The 24,842-nt window shown below is 70.9% G+C and carries 25 protein-coding genes; 9 read left to right on the forward strand and 16 right to left on the reverse strand.

From position 1 onward, the window contains the following. Positions 1–31: 31 nt before the first annotated feature. The 8 genes from ACG83_RS17995 to ACG83_RS18030 form a co-directional block, all read right to left on the reverse strand. Positions 32–268 (reverse strand): MbtH family protein, encoded by a 237-nt coding sequence (locus ACG83_RS17995; RefSeq protein ID WP_054567392.1) that lies wholly within the window; start codon positions 266–268, stop codon positions 32–34. A 465-nt stretch (positions 269–733) separates the two neighbouring features. Continuing rightward, on the reverse strand, positions 734–1,675 hold the full coding sequence (locus ACG83_RS18000) for a M56 family metallopeptidase (protein WP_054567393.1): 942 nt from the start codon (positions 1,673–1,675) through the stop codon (positions 734–736). 336 nt (positions 1,676–2,011) lie between these two features. After that, positions 2,012–2,482 (reverse strand): hypothetical protein, encoded by a 471-nt coding sequence (locus ACG83_RS18005; RefSeq protein WP_054567394.1) that lies wholly within the window; start codon positions 2,480–2,482, stop codon positions 2,012–2,014. Next, positions 2,479–3,225: an ABC transporter ATP-binding protein gene (locus ACG83_RS18010; protein WP_235497993.1), complete on the reverse strand. Its 747-nt coding sequence runs from the start codon at positions 3,223–3,225 to the stop codon at positions 2,479–2,481. The genes ACG83_RS18005 and ACG83_RS18010 overlap by 4 nt, the downstream gene beginning before the upstream one ends. Continuing rightward, a complete protein-coding gene (locus ACG83_RS18015; protein ID WP_347280100.1) occupies positions 3,222–3,911 on the reverse strand; it encodes an ABC transporter ATP-binding protein in 690 nt (229 codons plus the stop codon). The genes ACG83_RS18010 and ACG83_RS18015 overlap by 4 nt, the downstream gene beginning before the upstream one ends. A gap of 4 nt (positions 3,912–3,915) precedes the next feature. Beyond that, positions 3,916–6,039 (reverse strand): ABC transporter permease, encoded by a 2,124-nt coding sequence (locus ACG83_RS18020; RefSeq protein WP_054567397.1) that lies wholly within the window; start codon positions 6,037–6,039, stop codon positions 3,916–3,918. A gap of 3 nt (positions 6,040–6,042) precedes the next feature. Continuing rightward, complete coding sequence (locus ACG83_RS18025) at positions 6,043–7,437, reverse strand: ABC transporter substrate-binding protein (RefSeq protein ID WP_054567398.1); 1,395 nt, start codon at positions 7,435–7,437, stop codon at positions 6,043–6,045. A gap of 828 nt (positions 7,438–8,265) precedes the next feature. After that, positions 8,266–9,144, reverse strand: a complete 879-nt coding sequence (locus tag ACG83_RS18030) for a carbon-nitrogen family hydrolase (RefSeq protein WP_235497994.1) — start codon at positions 9,142–9,144, stop codon at positions 8,266–8,268. Positions 9,145–9,322: 178 nt separating this feature from the next. Here ACG83_RS18030 and ACG83_RS18035 point away from each other — a divergent pair, with 178 nt between their 5' ends. After that, the gene (locus ACG83_RS18035) at positions 9,323–10,306 is read left to right on the forward strand and encodes a phospholipid scramblase-related protein (RefSeq protein WP_054567399.1); all 984 of its coding nucleotides are present in this window, start codon (positions 9,323–9,325) and stop codon (positions 10,304–10,306) included. A gap of 116 nt (positions 10,307–10,422) precedes the next feature. Here ACG83_RS18035 and ACG83_RS18040 read toward each other — a convergent pair whose 3' ends face one another. Then, positions 10,423–11,010 carry a DUF4333 domain-containing protein gene (locus tag ACG83_RS18040; RefSeq protein ID WP_054567400.1) on the reverse strand — a complete coding sequence of 196 codons (588 nt, stop codon included), beginning with the start codon at positions 11,008–11,010 and terminating at the stop codon, positions 10,423–10,425. 443 nt (positions 11,011–11,453) lie between these two features. Between ACG83_RS18040 and ACG83_RS18045 the strand changes: the two genes are divergently transcribed. After that, positions 11,454–12,518, forward strand: coding sequence for an intradiol ring-cleavage dioxygenase (locus ACG83_RS18045; protein WP_054567877.1), 1,065 nt, complete (start codon positions 11,454–11,456; stop codon positions 12,516–12,518). Between the two features lie 89 nt (positions 12,519–12,607). Here ACG83_RS18045 and ACG83_RS18050 read toward each other — a convergent pair whose 3' ends face one another. Then, positions 12,608–13,360 carry a GntR family transcriptional regulator gene (locus tag ACG83_RS18050; RefSeq protein WP_152991429.1) on the reverse strand — a complete coding sequence of 251 codons (753 nt, stop codon included), beginning with the start codon at positions 13,358–13,360 and terminating at the stop codon, positions 12,608–12,610. Positions 13,361–13,776: 416 nt separating this feature from the next. On the opposite strand from ACG83_RS18050, the gene ACG83_RS18055 reads away from it, so the two are divergent. The 6 genes from ACG83_RS18055 (at position 13,777) to ACG83_RS18080 (ending at position 18,583) form a co-directional block, all read left to right on the forward strand. Beyond that, positions 13,777–14,697, forward strand: a complete 921-nt coding sequence (locus tag ACG83_RS18055) for a fumarylacetoacetate hydrolase family protein (protein ID WP_054567402.1) — start codon at positions 13,777–13,779, stop codon at positions 14,695–14,697. Further along, positions 14,697–15,218: a RidA family protein gene (locus ACG83_RS18060; RefSeq protein ID WP_054567403.1), complete on the forward strand. Its 522-nt coding sequence runs from the start codon at positions 14,697–14,699 to the stop codon at positions 15,216–15,218. Before ACG83_RS18055 ends, ACG83_RS18060 begins: the two co-directional genes overlap by 1 nt. Next, complete coding sequence (locus tag ACG83_RS18065; RefSeq protein WP_054567404.1) at positions 15,211–15,618, forward strand: cupin domain-containing protein; 408 nt, start codon at positions 15,211–15,213, stop codon at positions 15,616–15,618. The genes ACG83_RS18060 and ACG83_RS18065 overlap by 8 nt, the downstream gene beginning before the upstream one ends. A gap of 297 nt (positions 15,619–15,915) precedes the next feature. After that, positions 15,916–16,776, forward strand: coding sequence for an ABC transporter permease (locus tag ACG83_RS18070; RefSeq protein ID WP_054567405.1), 861 nt, complete (start codon positions 15,916–15,918; stop codon positions 16,774–16,776). Further along, the gene (locus ACG83_RS18075; RefSeq protein ID WP_083473345.1) at positions 16,776–17,660 is read left to right on the forward strand and encodes an ABC transporter ATP-binding protein; all 885 of its coding nucleotides are present in this window, start codon (positions 16,776–16,778) and stop codon (positions 17,658–17,660) included. Before ACG83_RS18070 ends, ACG83_RS18075 begins: the two co-directional genes overlap by 1 nt. Next, on the forward strand, positions 17,657–18,583 hold the full coding sequence (locus ACG83_RS18080; protein ID WP_054567406.1) for an ABC transporter permease: 927 nt from the start codon (positions 17,657–17,659) through the stop codon (positions 18,581–18,583). The genes ACG83_RS18075 and ACG83_RS18080 overlap by 4 nt, the downstream gene beginning before the upstream one ends. 54 nt (positions 18,584–18,637) lie before the next feature. Here ACG83_RS18080 and ACG83_RS18085 read toward each other — a convergent pair whose 3' ends face one another. Continuing rightward, the gene (locus ACG83_RS18085) at positions 18,638–19,075 is read right to left on the reverse strand and encodes an NUDIX hydrolase (RefSeq protein WP_054567407.1); all 438 of its coding nucleotides are present in this window, start codon (positions 19,073–19,075) and stop codon (positions 18,638–18,640) included. Positions 19,076–19,194: 119 nt separating this feature from the next. On the opposite strand from ACG83_RS18085, the gene ACG83_RS18090 reads away from it, so the two are divergent. Continuing rightward, positions 19,195–19,884, forward strand: a complete 690-nt coding sequence (locus ACG83_RS18090; protein ID WP_152991431.1) for an alpha-ketoglutarate-dependent dioxygenase AlkB — start codon at positions 19,195–19,197, stop codon at positions 19,882–19,884. A gap of 71 nt (positions 19,885–19,955) precedes the next feature. Here ACG83_RS18090 and ACG83_RS18095 read toward each other — a convergent pair whose 3' ends face one another. The 5 genes from ACG83_RS18095 to ACG83_RS18115 all read right to left on the reverse strand — a co-directional run bounded on the left by ACG83_RS18095 (position 19,956) and on the right by ACG83_RS18115 (position 24,841). After that, the gene (locus tag ACG83_RS18095) at positions 19,956–20,357 is read right to left on the reverse strand and encodes a DUF202 domain-containing protein (RefSeq protein WP_235497995.1); all 402 of its coding nucleotides are present in this window, start codon (positions 20,355–20,357) and stop codon (positions 19,956–19,958) included. Then, entirely contained in the window at positions 20,354–20,797 is a 444-nt protein-coding gene (locus ACG83_RS18100) for a YidH family protein (RefSeq protein ID WP_083473346.1), read from the reverse strand. Before ACG83_RS18100 ends, ACG83_RS18095 begins: the two co-directional genes overlap by 4 nt. A 40-nt stretch (positions 20,798–20,837) precedes the next feature. Beyond that, positions 20,838–22,247 carry an MFS transporter gene (locus tag ACG83_RS18105; protein ID WP_083473347.1) on the reverse strand — a complete coding sequence of 470 codons (1,410 nt, stop codon included), beginning with the start codon at positions 22,245–22,247 and terminating at the stop codon, positions 20,838–20,840. Between the two features lie 166 nt (positions 22,248–22,413). Beyond that, positions 22,414–23,502 carry an ABC transporter substrate-binding protein gene (locus ACG83_RS18110; RefSeq protein ID WP_152991432.1) on the reverse strand — a complete coding sequence of 363 codons (1,089 nt, stop codon included), beginning with the start codon at positions 23,500–23,502 and terminating at the stop codon, positions 22,414–22,416. A 136-nt stretch (positions 23,503–23,638) separates the two neighbouring features. After that, positions 23,639–24,841 carry an aromatic ring-hydroxylating dioxygenase subunit alpha gene (locus ACG83_RS18115; RefSeq protein ID WP_054567409.1) on the reverse strand — a complete coding sequence of 401 codons (1,203 nt, stop codon included), beginning with the start codon at positions 24,839–24,841 and terminating at the stop codon, positions 23,639–23,641. Position 24,842 lies beyond the last annotated feature (1 nt).

Below are 24,842 nucleotides of genomic sequence, written 5' to 3' on the forward strand. Positions count from 1 at the left end.
GTCGAGAGGGACGGTGCCGGCCCTGGCGGTCTCAGCCGGGGGCCCCGCCAGGGCGGTCGCGCCGCGTCCGCTCGATGAGGCTGGCGGGGCGCATGTCCGTCCACTGCGCCTCGATGTAGTCGAGGCAGGCCTGCCTCGACTCCGGCCCGTGCACGGCCCGCCAGCCCGCCGGGACCTGCGCGAACAACGGCCAGAGCGAGAACTGTCCCTCGTCGTTGAGCAGGGCGAGGAACTGGCCGTTCTCGTCGTCGAAAGGGCTGCCGGTCATGCCAGAAAGACCTCCGCACTCATGAGACAGCTGAATTCGGGCAGGAAGAAAAGACCTCTTCGGCGCACACCGAGGAAGGAATGGCAAACAAAACACACGAGTGGAGAACAGGCACGACAGACAAAGAGCGAGGGTCGCCACCCGGTGATGTCCGGCCGCCGGGGTTACCGACGATCCGTCACGCGATCCGGCCAGGTCACCAACGGTGGGTCCACCTGGGCCCACACGGCCCGGCGCAGGCCTGGGAAGGTCGCGCTGGGCACCTCCCGTCGCCGGCAGCCGTTCCGATTAGGTAAGCCTTAACTAAGCTCCTACAAGCTTGTAGTCGATCGCTCGGTTTGTCAAGCTACCGACCGTGCCGACCTGACGCACACGGCCGTCCGACGTACGCACAAAAAAGGCCGCCGGCCTCGGGGCCGGCGGCAGCGGTGGTCATGCAGCAGCGGTGAATCGTGCGGCCGGGAGCTACATTCCGGCGTGGACGAGCAGCTCGTGCAGATCGTAGGCACACTCGAAGGTCCACACGACGGTGCCGGTCGCGATGCCGAGCGGCAGGGCGAGCAGCCATCGCCGGCGGGCAGCGGGCGCCGCGAGGGCGGCCATCCGGCGCGGCACCATGCTGGGCGGGTAACCCATCGCCAGCAGGCCCTGGTGGCGCCGCCGCTGACCGGCGCGGTCCTCCTCGGCGTCCAGGACCGCGACCGCGGCCCTGCCCAGCGCCCTCGCGACGTCGTCACGATCGCCCACCTCGTGGGCGGCCGCCTCGTCCGCCGCCCGCTCGACCAGGTACTCGACCTTGGCGACCATCGGCCACAGCAGCGGCTGGCCCAGCGCCGCGAGACGCACCATCCAGGTCAGCCGGTGGTGGCCGCCGGCCAGGTGGGCCCGCTCATGGGCCACCACGGCGCTCAGCTGCCGGTCGTCGACGGCGCGCCGCATGCCCGAGGTGACGACGACCCGCCCGGTACGCCCAGACCGGGCCGGCACCGCGAAGGCCTCCACCCGGTCGTCGGCGATGATCGTAATCTCGGCCTCGCCGGGCAGCCCGTCGACGGCCGCCCAGGCCGCGCGCAACGAGCTCTGGTAGCGACTGCGGCCCACGACCACGGCGGCGAGCCCCACCGCCGTCCACACCGTCGCGAGGCCGGTCACCCAGGGAACGTGGGCCGTGTCCGCCCGCACGATCGCGGCCGACCAGCTTCCGATGCCCGCGACCCAGTGCAGCTCCGCGAGGGCCTTCAGCGTGAAGGCGACCAGGTTGACCGCGCTCGCGACCGACACGACCAGGGCGGACCAGGCGAACACCCGGGCAGCCGGTTCCGGCCTCATCCGCTCGGCGATCACCCATGTTCCAGCGAGGACCAACAGAGGTGCGATCACCACGGAAAAGGCGAAATGGTCGAACACCCGGACTCCTCGGGCTCTGGGACGCCTGCGACCACGTGTGCTGACTGACGACGCACCCGGGAAATCGACACAACCGCCTTGCCCGGCTACCGGTTGGACCATACCCCGTCCATTCACGGCGGCTGCGGAGGATCCCGGCATTGGCGCGCAGTCCGGCCGACCACGGCGCAGAAAAAAAGGCTCCGGGCATCCCCGACGGGTGGTCGGGGATGCCCGGAGCCTGGGCCTGGTGCGTACTCCGGCACCGGTGGCGGACGGTCCGGACGCGGCTGTCAGGACGGACAGCCGTCAGGGCGGCGAGCTCTCAGAACGGACGGCTCTCCGGACGGACAGCCGTCAGGACGCGACGGTCTCCTTCGCAGCTGCCTTGTCTCCAGCGGCGGCCACGGGAGCCGGGGCCGCCGGAGCCGAGGCCGCGGGAGCGGCGGCCTGCGGCGCGGCGGCGGGAGCCACCGCCGGCGTGGCAGCGGCGGGATCGATGATCCGGTCGCCGAGCACGGCCAGGTCGAACGACTGCCGCGCCATCCAGAACCGCAGGAAGCCGGTCAGGGAGTACCGCAGGAACAGAGCCGCGCCGGCGACAGCCGCGGTGACGCCTCCCAGTCCCAGCGTGATCGCGTCCCGCTGGACCAGCGGGTCGCGGGTGCCGTGTGACATCGCGTAGGAGGTGACGGCCAGTGCCGCGCCCGCCACCATCAAGACCACGCCCAGGCGCACCCACAGCTGCGGCCGGCCGGCCGCCGGGTCGGGGATCTTCAACTCCCCGAGCTCGCGGACGAAGCGGTCCGCGCGCGAGTCAGTCGTCATGTGGAACTCCCCAGATAGAGGGCGGATAGTTCGGCGCGCAGCTCGTCGGGGGCGCCCTCCCGTTGAACGCGGCCCCGCACCAGCACCGCCGCGTGGTCGGCGATGCCGAGCACCGCGGCGGCGAACTGCTCCACGACCAGGACGCCGACGCCGTGGCTGGCGATCTCGGCGACCTGCTCGTAGAGGCGGGCCACGACCAGTGGGGCCAGCCCCATCGACAGCTCGTCGAGCAGCAGCACGGCGGGGTCGGTGGCCAGGCCTCGGGCCAGCGCCAGCATCTGCTGCTCGCCGCCCGACATGCTGCCGGCGGGCTGGTTGGCCCGCTGCGCGAGGATCGGGAACCGTTCGAACGCGATGGTCTCGATCTCGTCGCGGGAGTGACCGGTGAAGGTCATCATCAGCAGGTTGTCGCGGACGGACAGGTTGGGGAAGACACCCCTGCCCTCGGGGATCAGGCACACGCCGGACCGCGCCAGATCACGCGGGTTGGCCCCGGTCAGGTCCCGCCCGCCGAGCATCAGCTGGCCGGACAGCGCCGGATGGGTTCCGGCAGCGACGTTCAGCGACGTCGTCTTGCCGGCACCGTTCGGGCCGAGCAGCGCGACCACCTGCCCGGCCGACACGCTCAGGTTCACCCCGTGCAGCACGGTGATCCTGCCGTAGGCGGCGCGGACGTCACGCAGCTCGAGCAGCGGGGGCGGCTGCGGCGCCGTCATCCCACCCGCTCCGCTCACACCGGTCATGCCGCATCCCCCAGGTAGGCCGCGAGCACGAGCTCGTTGCGCCGGATCTCCTCGGGACGCCCGGAGGCGATGACCCTGCCCAGGTCGAGCACGTGCAGGTCGTCGCAGACGCTCATGACCAGGTCCATGTCGTGCTCGACGATCAGCACGGTGGTCCCCTCCGCGGCGAGCGAGCGCAGCAGTTCGGCGAAGCGCTCGGTCTCCTCGGGGTCCTGGCCGGCGGCGGGCTCGTCGAGCAGCAGCAGCTTCGGCCGGGCGGCGAGCGCCCGGGCGACCTCGACGAGGCGGGCGACGCCGGTCGACAGGGTGTCGGCCGAGGCGTCCGCGAGCCGGGTCAGGCCGACCCGGTCGAGGATCTCGTCGACCAGCACCGCGGCCTGGCGCCGGTGCGCGCCGAGCTCGGCGGCGACCAGCAGGTTGTCCCGCACGCTGAGGCGACCGAACAGCTCCAGCCGCTGGAACGTGCGGGCCAGCCCATGCCGGCTACGCCGGGTGGGGCCCAGCCGGGTGACCTCGTGACCGTCGATGAACACCTGCCCGGACGACGGCCGGCGCAGGCCGGAGATCACGTCGAACAGCGTGCTCTTCCCGGCCCCGTTCGGGCCGATCAGGCCGGTGATGCGGCCCCCCTCGACGGAGATGGCGACGTCGCTGAGCGCACGCACCCCGCCGAAGGCGACCGTCACATCCCTAACCTCCAGCAATGCCACGGGCCAGCACCTCCTCGTCCTCCCGGCGCCACCCGCGGCGCACGCCCCACCATTCGACGGGGACGTCCGATGCGGTGGATCTGGCCTGCCGACCTTCCAGGGCCTGCGCGATGACCTGGGCCGCGACCAGCGCGAGCAGCGCCAGCCAGAAGGTCGTCCAGCCGTCCAGCACGTCCTGGAGCTGGAGCACCCACAGCGCCGCCAACGCGATGCCGAGCACCCCCAGAACGGGCTTGTTGCGGCCCACCGCCTCGTAGCCACCGCGCACCTCGGCAACCGCCCCGTCCGGGTTCTTGGAGAGCCCGAGACCGGCAAGGGCCGGCATGAGCGAGGTGAGGTTCTGCGCGAAGGTCCCCGCGGCGGCGATCACCGGGAAGGAGCCGCCCAGTGCCAGACCGGTGAACAGGCCGTTGCCGACCACGGTGAGACCACCGACGACCGCCACCAGGTACAGCGGCAGGCCCGCGACGAAACTGAACTGGTCGCCGCTGACCGAACGCTGCTGCATGCCGTAGAGCGCACCGCCCAGACCGGCGATGCCCGCGGAGAGCGCGAAGACCGCCATCTTGGCCAGCAGCAGGTTGCCGCCGAGGGTGGCGTACGCCGCCTCGGAGTCGCGCAGGGCGATCAGCTGACGTCCGAAGCGACCGCGCCGCAGCGCCATCACCGCGATCGACGCCAGCGCCAGCCAGACGGCGGCGAACACCATCAGCTCGGAGCCGTCGTCGAGGTGCCAGCCGAACAGCGACGGCCCGGCGACGTCGACCGCCCCACCGTCGAACAGCGAGATCTTCAGGCCTCCGATCTCGAACGAGGGCAGCGTGAAGATCCACCGGTCGAGGATGAACGCGAACGCGGTCGTGCCGAGCGCCAGGTACACGCCGGACAGCCGCAGCGCGGGCAGCGCGATCAACGCACCGACCACCCCGGAGACCACCACGGCCAGCGCGAGCGCCCACAGCTCCCCGTGCCCGCCGGCATGGGCCCAGACCGCCGCGCCGACACCGGCCACGCTGAGCTGGCACAGCGAGATCTGGCCCGCATAGCCCGCAAGGGGGATGTAGGACAGCGCGATCACACCGAAGGAGAAGATCTGCCCATAGGTGATCAGCTCACCCTCGCCGAGCAGCGAGGCGAGCACGAGGCCGAACACCACGATCGCACCGGCGAACAGCAGCGTCCCACGGACCGACGGCACCGGCACCGGGCGTGCCTTGGTGTCCCGGCCCCGCAGCCGCCGGTGCGGGAACACCAGCAGCGCCAGGAACAACAGCAGCGCGGGGGCCGCCAGCCGCAGACCGGGCAGGTACTGGTTCTGTGGCAGGTAGCCGGTCAGATAGCTCTCCAGGCAGCCGACCACGATCGCGCCCACGAAGGTCAGCGGCAGGCTGCGCAGCCGGCCGAAGATCGCCGCCGTGTAGGCGCTGACGATCAGCAGCGACAGCTGGGCGGCGTCCAGGGTGACCGCCGGGGCGATGAGGATGCCGCCGATGGCCGCCAGCTGGGTGCCGAGGATCCAGGCGACCTTGTTCGCGCGCACCGGGTTCGCCCCGGTGAGCCCGACCAGGGCCCGGTCGTCGACACTCGCCCGCATCTCGGCACCGACGCGGGTCCCGTAGAGCAGGACCCGCAGGCCGATGGCCACCACCACCGCCACGATCATGGTGATCGCCTGATGCCAGGTGATCGTGGCGGGGCCGAGGTCGATCGAGTCCGCGTTCTCGAAGAACTTCGGCAGCGACCGGGCCTCGTTCGGGTCCCAGACCCACCGTGAGACGGCGATCAGACCGCTGAGCATCGCGACGGTCATCACCAGCCGTTCGGCGTCGCCCAGGCCCTGCACCGGGCGCAGCACCAGGCGTTCGACCAGCAGGCCGAAGCCGGGCGCGAGCACCGCAAGGACAAGGATCAGCGCGAGCGGTACCGGCAGCCCCCAGCCCTCGGTGAGCTGCCAGTACGCGAACGCCGCCATCATGCCGGCCGCACCGTGCGCGAAGTTGAACACGCCGGTGGTGGTGTAGGTGAGCACCAGACCGCTGCCGATGACGGCATAGATCGCGGCGGTGCTCAGACCCACAATCCCGAAGGTGAGGAACTGTTCCATAATTTACTGGAAGTCGCTCAGGCTCTTGCCGACGCTGGCCAGAGTGAGCGGTTTCCCGTAGTCGCCGGTGAACTTGATCTCCGGCGCGTCGCACCGGTAGAGGTCATCGGTGTCGGGCTTGAAGTCGGCGATCTCCCAGCCGTCCGCCTTCAGCTGCACGACGTCGAAGCACTTGATCGGGGCATCCGTCTCGGAGATGTCCACATCGGCCTGCAGGCCGCCGGCCGTCCAGTCGGTCTGCTCGCGGGCGGTGTCGTAGAGGCATTTGCGGGTGAGGTCGTCACCGCACTCCTGGGCCGACTTCGCGAAAAGCAACCACGAGGAGAACGCGCGCAATGCCGGGAAGGTGATGTCGGCCTTCGGCGCGTACTTCTTGTACAGCTCCTCGACCTGCTCGAGGGCGGGGATGTCGTCCTTCGCCTCCAGCGGCGCCACGCCACTGAGGTCGGCGTAGTTGTTCTGGAAGGCGACCGCGTCGCCGCCGAGCTCCTGGAACGACGAGCCGTAGGCGTTGCTGTTCGCGTCGATCCAGTCGAGCTTGTAGTCGATCGACTTCAGCACCTGCTCCAGCTTCGCCAGGCTGCGGAAATCGCCCAGGAAGACCAGGCCCTTGACGCCCTTGCTCTTGATCGCCTGGGCGTAGGGAGTCCAGTCGGAGACGCCGACGGCCGGGTACAGGTCGTCGTAGACGACCGTGCCGCCCACCGCCTTCATCCCCTCGACGTTCTGGGCCCCGATGGTCTTGGTGACCGGCGAGTCACCGGAGATGAACCCGATCGCGCCCGCGGAGTCCGGGTGGGCCTCCGTGATCAGCCACTTGTAATAGCCCACGTAGCGGGCGTACGAGTGGCCGGCACCGATCGCGTCGATCTGCAGGTCCGAACCGATGTTGTCGACCATGCTGGTCTGCGCCGGGATGTCCGGGAGCAGGCACTTCAGCCGCTCCTCCACGCCGCCGGAGTCGAGTGCGGCGCCGCCGCCCACAATGGCGAAGTCGTCGCGACAGGCCTCGATCATCCGCTGGCGGACCTCGAGCATCTTCGTGTCGCGCAGGTTGTAGACGATCTCGCGACCGTTGATGCCACCCGCGTCGTTGCACCACGAGGTGAAGACCTTCGCGGCGTCGTCGAACTCCGAGTTCTTGGTGAAACCGACATCGCTGAAGACACCGACGTTGATCTCGCTCGCCGTGACGCCCTGCGCGGACGCGCTCTTCGCGTCGCCAGGCCCGCAGACGTCCTTCAGGGAGCCGAAGTCGCCCGCCGCGGCGGAGGCGGCCTCGGTGGCCGGCGCGTCCTCGGCGCCTAACTCGCCGCCCCCGCTCCGGCCGCACCCGACAGCGAACACGGACACCGCCGCAACGGCGGCGATGGCCGCGACAGTTCTACGCGGTTTCACGGAGTTCCTCCTCCTTGCTATCCCGATACGGCCGCAGACCGCCGCACCGCGCCAGCCCAGGCCAGGCCGCGTCAGGGCGCGGCGTCGCGGGCGGTGACGGTCGGTCTGGTCGGGTCCGGTCGGGTCCGGTCGAGCTGGGCATGGTGGAGCCGCCGAGCAGCACCGGGGACACACGAGCGCGCCATCTCGCGTCGTCGGTCAGGGCAGGTCCGACGACAGCCCACGCGGTTCGATCATGGCGTGAGCATCGCTCGCGGATTCCGGAAGGGATCTTCTCGGTGTGAGGAAACTATCGGCTCCCATCACGAGAATCAAACCCCAATCGTGTAGTGCCGACAGGCCAGCACCCAGGAGAGAGGCACCCTATGTGGGCACAGAAAGCCGGAGAGTCACCTGCCGGTCGGCCGGCAGGTGCCGACACCACCACACCCGCACACCGGCCGCCACGACCAACCCGAGGGCTAGCCGTTCGGCAAGCCACACCCCGCCAATGCGACATCGATCAACCACGCTGGCGGCCGACCCGCCGAGTGCCGGCGACAATGCGGCAATCTTGACTGCCACCGCTGGGATTCCGGCCACCCACCTGCGAGTCCGCACCCCACCACGGACGGCGCGAGCTCCGGGGGAATCTTCCGCGGGGCTACGCCGACGGCCGCCCTCGGCACCCATCGACCGGACGCCTGCCGCAGGAGATGCACCCGAACCCGGCGGTGTCAACGGCTACTCAAGGCGAAGTCGGCGCAGCTCATCCGGCCGACCGTGACACCAACCAGTGGTGACGAAGCTCACACCAGCCACCCGAATCAATGCTCTCGCGTACGAGAACTACGTTTCCACTATCGGCACGGCCCGCTGGCCCGCGGGCGTGGTTGCGTGTCCCGTGGGCACGGCCGCAAGCCGACGATGAGTGAGGACGGGGAACTCGGCACGGACTGCCTCGAGTCGTGCCGGGTCGAGCTCCGCCCGCAGCATCCCCGCCGCGGTGTCACCGCGGGCGAGGACCACACCCCACGGATCGACGACAAGGCTCGTGCCGGCCAGCTCAACACCGGAATGGCTGCCGGCCGCGTTGCAGGCGACCACGAAGACCTGGTTCTCGACGGCTCTGGCCCGCACCAGCAGCTCCCAGTGCTCCAGGCGGGCCATCGGCCAGGCCGACACGACCACGACCAGTTCGGCGCCGCCGTCGACGAGCAGCCGGAACAGCTCCGGGAACCGAAGATCGTAGCAGGTGGCAACACCCAGGCCGCCCCACGGCGTGCCCGCCACCAGCACCTCGTCGCCGGCGGTGAGCAGTCGCGCCTCCGCCGACTGGTATCCGAACAGGTGGATCTTCCGGTACCGGCCACGGAGGCCGCCGTCCGGCCCGATCACCGCGGTGGTGTTGTGCAGCGCTCCGCTCTCGCCGCGTTCGACCAGGCTGCCGGCGACGAGATGGAAGCCGCGCCGCGCGGCCATCGCACGCAACGCCGAGACTGCCGGGCCGGCCAGCGGCTGGGCGTCCGCCTCGTAGCGGTCGAAGTGGAAGTAACCGGTCGCCCACAGCTCGGGCAACACGACCAGATCCGTCTCGTCCGGATCGAGGCTCTCCAGCGCGGCCAGCACTCGTTCCGTCCTGACTGGCGCGCTCTCCCCGTCCGGTGAGGCGACCTGCAGGAGCACGGCCCGCAGGGGCGGCGGGCTCGCCTGATCCGTGCTGACCACATCGGCTCCGTTCGCTCACGTTCCGCGGCCGACACCCTATGTCGATGCCCCAACCGGCCGACAGCGCGCCGGCGCCGGGCACCGCCGCGGCCCGGATCGGCCCGGCGAGTCCTGCGGTCATCAGTCGGACAGCATCGCCGGTTCCGGTGGAAACACCGGAGATGGCAAAGTGGGTCCTATGTCAACACCACCCGGCTGGTACGACGATCCATCAGGGGAACCCGGCACCCGCTGGTGGGACGGCAACGCGTGGACCAGCCACACGCAGCCCGCGTCGCCGCCGCACCAGCAGGCCACCGCACCGGCACCGCTCGGGCCGGGGACCGCACCGGCGGGCCAGGCGCCGGTCCAGCAGCAGCACCCGCAGCAGTACCAGCAGCAGTACGGGCAACAGCCGTACGGGCAGCCGCCGGCCCAGCAGGTTCCGGCGCAGCAGCCGCCGGGTGGCTGGGGCGGGCCTCAGGGCTACCAGCCTCCGCCCGTCCAGACCAGCGCCACACCGGAACGGATCCAGCGGCAGGTCCATGAGCGTGCCGGTGTGCACGTGCCCGCGCAGGGCGGCGGCACGTTGTTCAGCGAGCCCGTCCTGGTCGTCAACCAGAAGACGAAGCTCATCGAGCTGACCAACGAGTACGCCGTCTTCAACCAGCAGGGAACCCAGATCGGCTCGGTCGTGGAGGTCGGCCAGAGCGCGCTGAAGAAGGCCGTGCGGCTCGTCGGGTCGATCGACCAGTACTTCACCCACCGGCTGGAGGTGCGCGACACCGCCGGAGTTCCGCAGCTGGTGCTCACCCGGCCGAGGAAGCTGCTCAAGTCAAAGGTCATCGTGGAGCTGCCGGACGGCCGCGAGATCGGCCGCATCGCCCAGCAGAACGTCTTCGGCAAGATCCGGTTCAGCCTGGAGGCCGACGGCGTGAGCGTCGGCATGATCAAGGCCGAGAACTGGCGGGCGTGGAACTTCTCCATCGTCGACCAGACCGACACCGAGGTCGCCCGGGTGACCAAGACCTGGGAAGGCCTGGCCCGCACCCTGTTCACCTCGGCGGACAACTACGTCGTCCAGCTGCACCGCCCACTGCCCCAGCCGATGCTCAGTCTGGTCGTCGCCTCCGCGCTGACCATCGACACCGCGCTCAAGCAGGATTCCCGGGGCTTCAACTAAGCAGGTTCACCCCGCGGAGCAGGTTCATCCCGACCTGTTCCGGATGCCCTCGCCGCCCGCGGAGGTTCGGCGCGCCACCACGGCGCACCGAACCTCCGGTCGCCCTCACGCGGTCCTCAGGCGGTCCTCGCGTCGCCGAGCTCGAAACTGAAGCTGGTGCTGTCACCGTCGACACCGTCGACCGTGACGTTCACCGGGTAGCTGGTGGAGTCGGCCGGATCGGTGAGCGTGCACTGCAGGGTCGCTCCCGCCTTTGCCCGCAACGCACTCGGGCAGTCGACAGCGAGGTCGGTGCGGTCGAACTGGCTGCCGAAGTTCGTCGTGATCTGCTGTTCGACCTCCTCCTCGCTGACGGCCGTCAGACCGACCAGGTCGAGCCCGAACTTCGTGTCCGCCCCGTCGACGGTGTTGACGGTGACGTTCACCGGGTAGTTCGTGCCATCCCCTGGATCTGTCAGCTGGCACTGCATCGTCGTGCCCACCTCGGCCCGCAGCGAGTCGGGGCAGTCGACAGCGGGATTCTGGCCCGGGAACAGCGCACCGAACTTCGCGACGATCTCCTGCTCGACGTCCCCCGAGGCCACCTCGCGCCCGCCCAGGGAGACCGAGCCCTCACAGCCCACCAGCAGCAGTGCGGCCAGCAGGCCGCCACCGACCACCGCGAACCGCGCCCCACGCCGAGTGGTCCGGATGTTCCCAGTCATTCCAGTCCCCTTCCCAGTCAGCCGAAACTCCCACCGGGATGGATTTCGGCATACGCCGGTCCGGCACCCACGCAGAATGCGCCGGACCGAACCGTCGAAGAATTCGCCGCCAACGGGGCGGACTTTTGACCGCGACCCCCACGCGGCGCCCCGTCGTCAAGGTAGCAGGAGATAAGAGCGGTTCAGCCGGTAAAACAATGTCACTACTGCGACAACAGCAAAAGGAAACCGGCAGCCGACATCCTCGCTGTCGGCTGCCGGATGGACAGGGCGCGCGGGCATTCCGGCCGCCCGCCACGCGTGCACCGAGGCTCACAGCGACCGCACAGCCTGCGCACAGCGCGACCTCGGGTGCGCCCGGCACCCTTCGAGGTGGCAGACACCGGTGACGGGACACGAACGACCGACCCGGCCCGACGGACGACATGCGAAGTGGAGTAATGATGCAGGAGCGCGACCCCGCCAGAAGGCCGATACTCCCGGGGCTGGCGCAGCGCCCCGCCGCGGCTGCTGTCGACCAGGACACCGCCGCCGGCCTCGGCGTTCTGGTGAACCGGCGCCGGATGCTGACCTTCCTGGGTGTGGGGGCCGCGGCAGCGGGACTCGCCGCCTGCGGAGGATCGACCGACTCGTCCGGCACCGGCGGCGCCACCGCGGCGAGCTCCGACAGCGCGGAGATACCGGAGGAGACCGCCGGCCCCTATCCGGGTGACGGGTCCAACGGGCCCGACGTCCTGGAGCAGGACGGCATCATCCGCAGTGACATCAGAAGCAGCTTCGGTGACGCCAGCGGGACCGCCGAGGGAATCCCGATGACGCTGGAGCTGACGATCACGGACCTCGCCAACAGTGCCGCGCCGTTCGCCGGAGTGGCGGTGTACGTATGGCACTGCGACCGCGACGGAAAGTATTCGCTGTACAGCGAGGGAATCACCGGCGAGAACTATCTGCGCGGCGTCCAGGTGGCAGACGAGAACGGCGTGGTCCGCTTCACGAGCATCTTCCCGGCCTGCTATTCCGGGCGCTGGCCGCACATCCACTTCGAGGTGTATCCCGACCAGTCCTCCATCACGGACTCCACCAAGGCGATCGCCACCTCACAGGTCGCGCTGCCGAAGGAGATCTGCGACGCGGCCTACACCGAGACCGGGTACGAGCAGTCGGTGACCAACCTGGCCCAGGTCACCCTCGACGACGACAACGTCTTCGGTGACGACTCCGCTGCCCGCCAGCTCGGGACCGTGACCGGCAGCGCCACCGCGGGCTACCAGGTCTCGCTCACCGCCGGCGTCGACACGACGACGGCCGCGGGCGGCGGAGGCCAGGCCCCCGCGGGAGGCGGCTCCCAAGGCAGCGCAGAAGGCGGAGCAGGAGGCGGCCAGCCGGGTGGCTACGGCGCACCTGGCGGACAGCCCCCCTCGGGAGCGCCGGGAGGGCAGGCCGGCTACGGTGCGCCCGGCGGACAGCCGCCGTCGGGAGCGCCCGGCGGGCAGGCCCCGAGCGCCTGAGGTCGCAGGGTCCTGGGGCGGTCCTCCGGATCGCCCCAACCGGCAGGTCGGACGTCGGGCGGCTGGTCAGGGGGACGTCGGGCAGCTGGTCAGAGATCGGGGCCTGACGACCGGTCGCCGGCGTCGCCGTCCAGCTCGCCACCCGTCAGCGCGGGCGCGGGCCCGCGCAGCAGCGCGGCGCGCGCGTCATCCAGTGTGTCGGCCACATGCTTGAGCGAGACGGTCACCGCTCGGCCCACATCACGCGCCCGGTAGGCGCTCACCAGTTCGTGGTGGTCGTGGTCCCCGCGTTCCCGCCGCCCGCTGTCGCCGTCGAGCGAGACGCCGACGTAGAGCGTCGACAGATCGGACATCCGGGTCAGGATCTCCAGCAGGTGGGCGCGCCGGCACGGCGCGATCAGCACCGCGTGGAACCTGCGGTTGAGGTCCACCCACTCGGCCGGGTCGCTGGTGGCCTCCATCGCGGCGCCCAGCGCCTCGGCCTCGGCGAGATCGCTGTTCGTGGCGCGGTCGACCGAGCCCTGCACCGCCGGCGGGGTCAGGCGGGTGCGGATCTCGTAGATCTCCTCGAGCTCGGCGAGCGTCGGTGAATGCACGGTGGCGCCCCGGTAGGGGTCGAAGTCGACGAGCCCCTCCCCGACGAGGTCCCGCAGCGCCTCCCGCACCGGCGTCACGCTGACCCGCAGCCGCCTCGCCAGGTCCGCCTGGACGAGCCGGGTGCCGGCCGGCAGCACGCCGATGAGGATCGCACGCCGCAGCCGGTCGATGACATCCCGGTGCGTGGTCCGAGCAGTCCCGACCCCGAGGTCGCCCACTGCCGCCATACCGTCCAAGGCCGCCACGCGACGCCCCCTCTCCCGTGCAAGCGGACGGATGCCATTTCATATCAGATTTCATGCACCAACAAGCCGCCCGGCGGTGTCGGTCAGGTTACGGGCCAGGAAGTGAGCGATCCGCCTGCGCAGCAGAACGGCTACCCACAACCGCCCGTCCACTGACCCGCCGCCATGCCGGGCTCACCGGGCGCCGCGCCGGCCACCCCGTCGAGCGCCCGGCGGGCCCGGGCGCCAGCACCGCGAGTCGAGGCGGCGAAGCCGTTCGGACGAAGCCGTGGATCGATCCGACCAGCACATATTATATGATGCATCGCCATCGGGTACATCGCGCGCGACACCGCCGTTGACGCCGTTCGAGCCCATCGCGCACCACCGCTTCTGCCATCGCCTTCCCCCCACCGTCTTCGCCAGGAGGTCCGTCTGTGAGGCTCGCCAGGATCGGCGCGGAACCGGAACGCTGGGCGCTCGTCGAGGGCGACGGACTCGTCGAGATCGCCGAGACGCTCACCGAGCTCATCTCCGGCGCGGCGCCGACCGCGACCGGTCGCCGGCTCGACCCGGCCCACACCACCCTGCTCGCGCCCGTCTCGGGACAGTGCCGCGGGGTGTTCTGCACCGGCATCAACTACATAGCCCACCAGCAGGAGTCCGCCGAGGCGTTCGCCGCCACGGTGCCGCCGCATCCGATCATCTTCTTCAAGACGGTCTCGGCACTGTGCGGCCCGTACGACGAGCTTCCGCTCGACCCGGCGGTTTCGCCGGAGTTCGACTGGGAGGGCGAGCTCGGTGTCGTGATCGGCACCGGCGGCCGTGACATCCCGGTGGCACGCGCACTCGAGCACGTCTTCGCCTACACGGTCGTCAACGACATCACCGCGCGTGACGTCCAGCGCCGTCACCAGCAGTGGCACCTGGGCAAGAACGTCGACGCGGCCACCCCGGTCGGGCCCTGGCTGGTCACCGCCGACGCGTTCGCCGACGGTGCCCTCCCCGCGGACACCGTCGTCGAGCTGCGGGTGAACGGCGTCACGAAGCAGCGCGCGGTCACCGCCGACATGATCTTCGATGTCGCCACCCAGATCTCGGTGATCTCCGCGACGACCGCGCTGCTGCCCGGGGACGTCATCAGCACGGGCACACCCGCCGGCGTCGGCTTCACCCGCACGCCCCCGGAGTTCCTCGCCGACGGCGACATCGTCGAGACCGAGGTCACCGGGGTCGGTCTCCTGCGCAACGTCGTCCGGGCCGGGGCGCGCACCCCCGTGACCGCCGGCGCCGCCATCTCCCTCCCCTCCGCTCCCACCGCCTCCTCCGCCCCCACCGCACGAAAGGTCAGCGTGTGATGAGCGTCGACAGCGCCACCGCCGAGCAGACTCCGCCCGCCGCGGTGCCGGCCCATCGCCCCGTGGACGCCGTCACCGTCGGGCTGCCCTCGCTCGGGCTGTACAGCCACGCCGTGCGCGCGCCCCGGGACCACCAGCTCGTCTGCGTGAGCGGGCAGCTCAGCGTCACCCCGGACGGCGTCTCGGTCGGCGTGGGCGACTTCGACACCCAGATGCGCACCGTCCTGGGCAACCTGCGGTCCGTGCTGGCCAGTGCCGGCGCGGCCCCGACGGACCTGCTCAAGATGACGACCTACCTGGTGAGTGCCGACCTGATCGACGACTTCTACCGGGTGCGCGAGACCGTCTTCGCGGACTGGTTCCCCGACGGGGTCTTCCCGGGGAACACCCTGCTCGTGGTGTCCCGCCTGGTTCGGCCCGAGTTCCTCATCGAGATCGAGGCGCTCGCCGTCGCTCCGGACTCCCCCGGGCCGGCCACGACCGGGCCGGCCGCCCCGGCCCAGGCGAGCATCGATGCCTGAGCCGGTCGTCACCGAGTTTCCCAGCGGCGCCCGGGTGGTCTCCGGAGGCCTGGAGGCCGACAACTCCGCCGCCGCGGCCGGCGGCTCCGGGGGCCTGGCCAGGGGCAGCGCCCTGTCGGAGGGCGGCATGTGGCTGGGGATCAGTGAGCTGCCCGCCGGCCATGCCTCGACGCTGCACCATCACGACGGCCAGACCACCATCGTCTACCTGGTCCGCGGCGAGATGACCTTCCTGGTCGAGCGCGGGGACGGCGGGACGGACGAGTTCACCGCGCGGGCCGGCGAGATCACCGCGATTCCGGGTGGTCTGCGTCATCGCGAGGAGAACCGCGGAACGGGTCCGTGCCTGTGCGTGGTGGTGCGCAACGCCGACCAGCCGCGGGTGGTGAACCTCGAGTAGCCCTCGTGCGGGCGTCCTGTCACCGCGTCACGACCCGTCCAGCCGGATCGGACTTTCTTCACGACCAGGCAACGATCCGGAAACTCTGCACCCGGATCATATATGAAACATCGTGAAGGAGGTCTCGTGTCGCGGACGCCCGCAGTCACCGCGAGCCCCACGGCGCGGGGGGCATCCCCCTCCGCGCCGGTTCTCCCGCCCGCGGGAACCCCGCCGCCCACCGGGCCGTCATCCACCAAAAGCCCGCCGCCCGCCGGCAGTCCGGGCGCCGAGGCCGGTACGGGAGCTGTAGCCGGTATGGGCGCTGTGGCCGCCACGGCGGGACCCCGCGGCCACCTCCGGGCAACGCTCATCACGGTGGGCTACCGGACAATACTCGCCGTCGCTCCGATCATCGTCCTCGCCGCCCTGTGGGAGCTGCTCAAGGCTCTCACCAGCACCGAGGACGCCCGGCTCCCCCACACCTGGCAGGTCCTGAGCTACTTCGCCTCGGAGGGCAGCACCGGCGAGGGCGAGCTGCGGCTGCTGCTCACCAACCTCGGCACGACCATCCAGGAGGCGTTCGTCGGGCTGGCGATCGGCATCGTCGCCGGCGGCGGGCTCGGCATCCTGACCGCCAGGTACGCGACGTTCGGGCGCAGCATCCGCCCGCTGCTCGTCCTGACGCAGACCCTGCCCGTGGTCGCGATCGCGCCCGCTCTGATCATCTGGCTCGGGCATTCCTGGGTGTCGAAGGCGGTGCTCGCCGCGCTGTGCTCGTTCTTCCCGATCGCCGTGAGCGTCGCGCGCGGCATCGAGGACATCCCCGCGGAGGCCCGCCGGGTCTTCGCCAGCTTCGGTGCCGGCCGCTGGCAGGTCTTCCGCAGCCTGGAGCTGCCCAGCGCGCTCACCCAGGCCAACGCCGCCGTGCACACCGCCGCCGCGCTCGCGGTGGTCGGCGCCGTCGTCGCCGAGCTGCCCGCCGGGTCCACCGAGGGCATGGCCGTCCTGGTGCTCTCCTCGGCGCAGTTCTACAACTTCGAGCCCGCCGCCCTGTGGTGCGCCGCGATCACCACCGCGATCGGCGGCCTCGTCACGGTCTACCTCGCCCAGGCGATCTTCACCCGCCTGGCGAAGCTCGCCCTGCGGACATCCAGCCTGCCGACCGGAGACCACTGATGCCGAGGACCACCACCGCCGCACCGGCCGCACCCGCGCCGGCACCGGCACCCGCCGCCCCGGCCACACCCGCGCCCACATCCGGCGCCCCCACAGGCACAGCCGGTGACGAGCGCGGCGCCATCGAGCTGCGCGGAATCTGGAAGTGGTTCGGCGATCCGTCGGCACCCGTGCTGCGGGACGTCTCGTTCCGGGTCCCGGCCGGCTCGTTCGTCTCGGTGATCGGTGCGTCCGGCTGCGGGAAGTCGACGATGCTGCGGATGATGGGCGACCTCGCCCGGCCCAGCCGCGGTGAGGTCCGCACCGGCGGACATCCGGTCTCGCAGGCCCGGCAGGCCCACGAGATCGGCTTCGTGTTCCAGGCCGCGAACCTGTGTGCCTGGCGGTCGGTGCGGCGCAACGTCGAGCTGCCGCTCGAGGCGATGAAGGTCGGGCGGGCCGAGCGCCGTGAGCGGGCACTGGCCGAGCTCGACCGCGTCGGCCTGGCGGCGGCGGTGAACCAGTACCCGGCCGAGCTCTCCGGCGGCATGGCGCAGCGCGTCGCGATCGCCCGCTCGCTCGTCACCGAGCCACCGATCGTGCTGATGGACGAGCCGTTCGGCGCCCTCGACGAGATCACCCGCGACCGGCTCAACCTCGACCTGCACGAACTGTGGCGGCGCACCGCGAAGACGATCGTGTTCGTCACCCACAGCATCCCCGAGGCCGTCCTGCTCTCCACCCAGGTCGTGGTGATGGGTCGCCGCCCGGGACGGATCGACCGCACGATCGACATCACGCTGCCCGACGAGCGCACCGCCGAGACCTCCCGGACGCCGGAGTTCTTCGAGGCCGTCACCGAGGTCCGCGACGCACTGTTCGACGTGATGGGGCGTGACCTTTGAGCACCACGACCAGCACCCACCCCACCGGTGCCACGCAGACCGGCACCACGCCGACCGACACCGCACCGACCGGCACCGACGGCACGGTCGCCGGAACGGGCGAGACCCCGCTCCCGGCTCGCACCGGTCGCGGGCGGTCAGCGGGCCGGCTGGTCCTGAGCGCGGCGGTCACCGTCGCGGTTCCGGCGGCTGTGATCGCGCTGCTGCTCGTGCTGTGGGAGCTCGCGATCGAGGCGTTCGACGTCAGGCCGTTCGTGCTGGCCAGGCCGTCCGCGATCTGGGACGCCTTCGCCGAGAAGCCGGACGTCTACCTCGAGTACGGCTTCCACACGCTGCGCGAGGCCGTGCAGGGGCTGGCCTTCGGAATTGCCGTCGGTGTCGCCGTCGCGGTGGCGACGTTCCGGTCGAAGCTGCTCTCCGAGCTGGCGCGGGCCTACAGCGCGGCCCTGCTCGCCCTGCCGGTCGTCGCCGTGATCCCACTGTCGAACGTCTTCTTCGGGCTGCAGCCGGCGTCGCGGGTGTTCGTCGTCGCCGTGGGCACCACACCGATCATGCTCACGTACACGCTGACCGGGCTGAAGGCGACCGACGCCGGGCTCGCGGAGATGTTCCGCGCCTGCGCGATGCCGCGCTGGCGGTCGGTGCTCTCGCTGTTCCTGCCCTCCGCGCTGCCGTACTTCATCAGCGGCGTCCGGGTCGCGCTGCCCAGCGCGTTCTCCGTCGCCATCATCGGCGAGTACTTCGGCGGCGAGCGCAACACGCTCGGCACCTACATCAAGACGGCCGCGGTGCAGTCCAAGGTCGCCGACCTGTGGGGCGCGGCGATGACCGCCTTCCTCTTCGCCGTCGCGCTGTTCGCCCTGGTCGCGCTCGCCGACCGGCTGCTGCTGCGCTGGCACCCGTCCCGGGCCCGCCGCGGCTGACCCACCACGCCGGGCAACGCGCCCACGACGCCGGGCAGCGCGGGCCGCGAGCGGTCAGCCCGCGGCCTGTCGGCCGCGGAACCGGTCCACCACCTCGCGGTCCAGGCCGTAGCTGAGCAGCCCGGCCGCCGCCTCGAGCGACAGCCAGCGCAGCTCGTCCACCTCCTCGTTGGGGACGAACGTGCCGCCGGTCGCCCGCAGCGCCCAGTAGCGCACGATCTTGGGACTCCTGGTGCCGTGCCGCTCGACCTCGTACGTCACGTCGCCGAGGGACTCACCGACCTCCACATCGAGCCCGGTCTCCTCCGCGACCTCGCGGACGGCGGCCGCGAGCCAGGTCTCCCCGTCGTCCAGCTTCCCCTTCGGCAGCGACCAGTCCTCGTGCCGCGGCCGGTGGACGACCACGATCTCCACCCCGCCGGGCACGGCGCGCCACACCACTCCCCCGGCGGCGCGCACCAGAGGTCCGTCCGGTTCCGGCTCGTTGCCCATCATCGCTCCTTCGTCCGGCCGGTCCCGGCCCCCGCGGATACTTTCATGTGCGCGCTCGGGAGCATTCCGCGCCGTCCACCGGGACCGCGATCGAACATGTGTTTGGTATCGTCGGGAGGGTGAGGGCAGCCCCGTTCCAGGCGTCGCTGCTCGACGTGCTGCCCGACGGGCAGGCCGATGCCGTCGTGGAGCCGCTGCGCGAGGGCCTGCGCCGCCACGAGCTGGCCGCCGGCGCCTGGGTCGACCTGCGCCGTCGCTGGGTCACCGGCGCCGACTCGCTGTTCGAGCGCCTGTGCGCCCAGGTTCCCTGGCGCGCCGAACGCCGCCCGATGTACGACCGGACGGTCGACATCCCCCGGCTGCTGTCCTTCTACGAGGAGGGTCAGCCTCTGCCCGACCCGGCGCTCATGGCTGCCAGGCGTGCGCTCGACCTGCACTACGCCCCGGAGCTGGGTGAGCCGTTCGCGACACTAGGCCTGGCTCTCTACCGGGATGGCCGCGACAGCGTCGCGTGGCACGGCGACCGGATCGGCCGTGGTTCCAGCCACGACACGATGGTGGCGATCCTCGTTCTCGGCGCTCCCCGCGCCCTGTTGCTACGGCCGCGCCCCGGTGGGCCTGCGGCCACGAGCACAGCCACGGCCACGGCCACGAGCACGAGCACGACGATCCGGCTCACACTCGGGCACGGCGATCTGCTGGTCATGGGCGGCAGCTGCCAGCGCACCTGGGATCACGCCGTGCCGAAGACCACCCGCCCCATCGGCCCCCGGCTGAGCGCCCAGTTCCGTCCCCGCAACGTGCGCTGACAGTGACGGAGCACCGCTGGCCCAGAGGCCCTCGCCGCGCCACATAGTGCGCGCTTGCCAGGCGCACCGGCTCAGCTGGCGACGAGGGCGAGGGCCAGCAGCCCGCACACCACCGCGGCCAGGGTCAGAAGCGGAAGAGCCCGTCCCGGGTGCACCCAGCGGCCAGTGGGGTCGACCATGCCCTGGTGGTAGCGCCGTGAGGCGGTCAGCCACGCCGTCACGCCGCCGGCGGTCGCCGCCGCCGCGGCTGCCCAGCCCAGTGGGCCGCCGCCGTAGTCGTGGGGGTTGTGCATCAACAGTGCGGCCAGTCCGAGGAAGGCCAGCCCGGTCCGCCGCCAGGCCAGGTAGGTCCGTTCCGGCTGGGTCTCCCCCGCGAGCAGATCCGGTGCCGTCGGGATGTCGCCACGTGACGGCTCCGCGGAGCCGCGCTTCGAACTGCCCGCAGGCCCCACGTCACCCGGGTTGGTGCTCACTGGGGGCCTTTGCCGGCCACCAGCACGAAGATCAGCGCGACCAGGCTCAGCGCTGCCACGCCGGCCGCGAGCACGCGCGGCAGCCCCGAGACGGGCAGCGACCTCCGTTCGCGCATCGCCCTCTCGACGAGTGCCCACCGGCGGTAGCTGGTCGCGGCGACGGCGATGCTGAGCAGGATGAGCGGTACGCCCAGCACGTGCCGGGCGCCGGAGAAGCTGAAGTCGGGCACGACCTGCACCACGGCCACGCCGCCGGCGAGCAGGGCGAGCGAGGTCCGCAGCCAGGCTAGGAACGTACGCTCGTTCGCGAGGCTGAAACGCACGTCCGGATCCTGCCCGACCTGGCCGATGTCCGCCGGGCGGCGCCACCAGGCGCGCACCGCCGACATCCAGCGCTTTCCCGGGCGGCGGGCGTCCGCATCGTCGTCGTCGCTGCCCACGGGCCCACCGTACTGTCCGCAAGGTGAGGGACCCGGCCGGTCACCCACCCGTCCGGGCCGGTCCCGCGCCGGTGGCCACCTCCCCGGGGATGTGCGCCGACATGCCGACCGACATCCCGAAGGAGTCGGCGTCCCCAGCGGAGTCGGCGGGCTCGGTCGGCTCGGCGGGCCCGGTCGGCTCGGCGGGCCCGGTCGGCTCGGCGGGCTCGGTGCCGCGGTACCGCAGGAAGGACGGCATCGCCGCGAGCAGCACGGCGAGGCCGACCAGGCAGGCCACGCCACCGGCGACGACGCTGAACTGGGCCGAGGTGAACCCGGCGACCAGGCCGGACTCCAGGTCACCGAGGCTGGGCCCGGCGGTGACCGTCACCATGAACAGGCCCGCCATCCGGCCACGCACGGCGTCCGGGGCGGCGACCCGCAGGATCGTCGTGCGCAACACGGCGGAGACCGTGTCAGCGCCACCCGCGACCGCGAGCAGCAGCAGGGCCAGCGGCAGCGTCCCGACCAGGCCGGACAGGGCGATGGCCGCACCCCAGACGGCGATGGACACGGCCACCACCAGGCCCTGACGGCTCACCCGGGACAGCCAGCCGCCGGTCACCGCGACGATCGTGCCGCCGATGGCCATCGCCGCGTAGAGCAGGCCGGTGGTCCGCGGGCCGCCGTGGAACTGTTCGACGGCGAGCACCGCGAACAGCACCCGGGGCATTCCGAACAGCATGGCGTTGATGTCGACCAGGAAGGTCATCGCGAGCACGGGACGTCCCCGCAGGAAGCGCAGCCCGTCGACGACGCTGCGCAGCCCGGCGTGGGTGCCGCCGCCTTCGGGCCGCATCGGGGGCAGCAGCCAGGTCGCGGCGAAGATCGCGGCATAGGAGACGACGACCACCGCGTAGGACGTCCCGTAGCCCGCGCCGGCGACGAGTACGCCGGCGAGCAGTGGTCCGCCGGTCATCGCCACGGTCGTGGTCACGCCTTCGAGCGCGCCGACGGCGGGGAGCTGGTCGGCGGGCAGCAGCCGGGCCGCGAACGTCTGGCGGGCCGGCGCGTCGATCGCCGACAGCGCCGCCTGCAGGCCCATCAGCCCGAACAGGACCCCGACGGGTGCGTCCACGACGGCCTGCAGCGTGAGCAGCGCCGGGGTGAGCGCCATCCCCGCGGAGGTGAACAGGACGACGACCCGGCGGTCGAACGCGTCGGCCACGGCGCCGCCGACGATGCCGAAGACCAGCAGCGGGACGAACGTCGCCGCGCCGGTCAGTCCGACGGCGAACGCGGAGTCCGTGTCGGCGTAGATCTCCAGCAGGGCGGTCGTGAGGACGACCTGGGTGCCGGTGAGACCGATGCCCTCCGCGAGCCAGAATCTGCGGAACGCGACGGACTGGCGCAGCGGACGCAGGTCCGCGGAGAACGTGCGGGCGAGCCTGCCCGGCCGACCTTTGGCCATGACTTCCCGGGGGATGGAGTCGAAGGGGGATGGAGTCGGAGTCGGGCCGCGTGGCGGACGCGGCCGTGGCGGGTCCGGAGGTCCGTGGCATGGCTCGCGAGCCGTGCCACGGACCTCCGGATCGCCGGTCGGGGACGGAACACCGCTGCCCGGGTCCGCGAGGAGATCAGGGCTCGACGTCGAGCGGGGTGTAGGAGGAGCCCTTCAGGTCGACGTCCGAACCCAGCAGGCCGACAGCGGCGTCGTAGACGTCGGACCTGATGAGCGAGCTCACGTCCGGGGCGGTCCTGATGACGTCGTTGTCGAGCAGGATCTTCGCAGTCGCCTCGAATCTGTCGGCGTTCATGACGCCCATCTCGCCCTGGGAGGCGGCAGCCGGCCAGAGCACCTTGTTGTACTCGTTGACGCTCCAGGTCATGAAGTCGACCGGGGTGACCGAGCCGTACTTTCCGGGGAGCTTGGCGCATTCGTCCGCGTTGTCACGGCAGTATGCCCAGCCCTTCAGCGAGGCGGCGACGAAGGCGGCCGCGGTGTCCGGGTTCTTCGCCGTGTAGTCGGAGTCGGCGAAGATCTGCATCTCCAGGGTCGCGGTGTCGTCGTCCTCGTAGGAGTACACGTTGAGGTCGGAGGCGGGCACACCGCCGGCGATGACCTGGCCGACCTCGTTGTACGAGTAGCCCGAGGCCATGTCGAGCTCACCGGAGAGGAACGCCGACATGTCCGCGCCCTGCTCGACGAGGTTCACGTCGGTGTCCTGGTCCAGCCCGTGCTTGGCGAGCGAGGCGTAGAACGAGTTGACGCTGGAGAAGATGCCGATCTTCTTGCCCTTCCAGTCGTCCGGGGAGGTGATGTTGTCCTCCTTCCGGGAGACCAGGCGGATCGCCGAGTGCTCGGTGAGCTGGGCGAGCGAGACCAGCTTGGTGCCGGCGTCGTTGGCGGTCAGCACGTTGGTGAACGCGTCGGCGGAGAACTGGGCCGCGCCGGATCCGACGAGCTGCTCGGCGTTCACGTCCGGGCCACCGGCCTGGATGTCGACGTTGAGGCCGAGGTCGGAGTAGTAGCCGAGCTCCTTGGCGGCGAGGAATCCGACGTTGTCGGCGCCGGGCAGCCAGCTCAGGACCATCTTGACGTCGGTGAGCTTGGCGCCGGACGAGCTGGCGCCGTCGCTGCTGTCGTCATCCGAGGAACAGGCGCTCGCCGCGCTGAAGGCCAGCGCACCGGCCAGCGCCACGCCCAGGTAACGGGAAGACTTCACGACACTCCGTTTCGCAGATGGGCGCCCTCACCGAACAACCCATCCAGTCGGGACAATATATGATGCATTGCCTGTAGGCGGACGTCCCCCATGGCAGCGCCTAACACGGGGGCGGGCTTGCCAGCAGCGGGGCTGACTACACCGGGCTGCGCTCGCCGGCCTGCTCCAGGTAGGCCTCGTAGCGCTTCACCAGCCAGCTGTTGAACTGCGGCAGCGTCGACTCCAGATGGCTGTAGCGGCCACGCTTGGCGTACCGGGAGCGCTGCCCGAGCTGCATCCGGCGGTTGGTGACGAAATCCTGCTCGTTGATGACACCGTTGATGGTGTTCTGGACGTCCAGCGCCCATTCGAACGTAGGTTCCTTGATCGAGCTCTCCGGGAACAGCCAGGTGACGCGCAGCGTCATCGACTCGGCCGACTCCGGGAGCACCAGGAAGACGAAGACCTGGTCCGGGCTGAACGCGAAGAAGACCACCGGCGGAATGGACGCGAACATGACCCGGCTGCGGCGGGTCTCGTCCAGGCCGGCGATGATCGGAAGTATCGGCTGGCCGCTCGGCGTGAACGCCGCGTCCATCTTCCGGAAGGCGGTCGGGTGCATCACCTGGCCGTCGTTGTCGTCCCACTCCAGGAACGTGGCGTTCTGCGCGGGTGCGACGTCGTGATAGCCCGCGTGGACGAAGAGGGTGTGGTACGGCTCCAGCGCGTTCTCGTGCATTCCCTTCCAGTTCCACGGCTGGTTGGGGTAGTCGACGGTCTTCACCGCCCTGAGGTTGACCGTGTCGAACGCCTCCATCTCGGGGGCGAGCTTGTCCAGGGTCGGCCCGAGCGGCGGCTGGTCGGGATTCATGGTGGCGAAGATGAAGCCGCCGAACAGCTCCACCTTCAGCGCCGGCAGCGCGGTCTCGTCCTTCAGCTCGGCGAGCGGGCAGGTCCGGGTCATCTCCGGTGCCGTCGCGAGCCGGCCGTCGAGCTCGTAGGACCAGAAATGGTAGGGGCACCGCAGCCGCTTCGCGTTTCCGGTCTCGCCGGCCTCGACGATCGGATAGCCCCGGTGCTGGCAGATCGCCGACAGCACCCGAACCTCGCCGTCCTCGGCGCGGGTCACGATGAGCGGCTCCGGGCCGACGTTGATCGCGAAGTAGTCACCGATCTCGGGAATCTGGCTGACATGTCCCAGGCAGAGCCATTCCCGGGCGAAGACCGACTCCCATTCGAAGCGGAAGAACTCCTCGGAGGTGTAGACCTCCGGCGGCATGGTCCGTGCGGTGCGAAAATCACCGGTGGAGGCCCGGATCTCGGACAGGATCTCGCTGACCTGTGGCGTCACGACGTTCACG

The sequence above is a fragment of the Frankia sp. R43 genome (genome assembly GCF_001306465.1).
Taxonomy (GTDB): Bacteria; Actinomycetota; Actinomycetes; order Frankiales; family Frankiaceae; genus Parafrankia; species Parafrankia irregularis.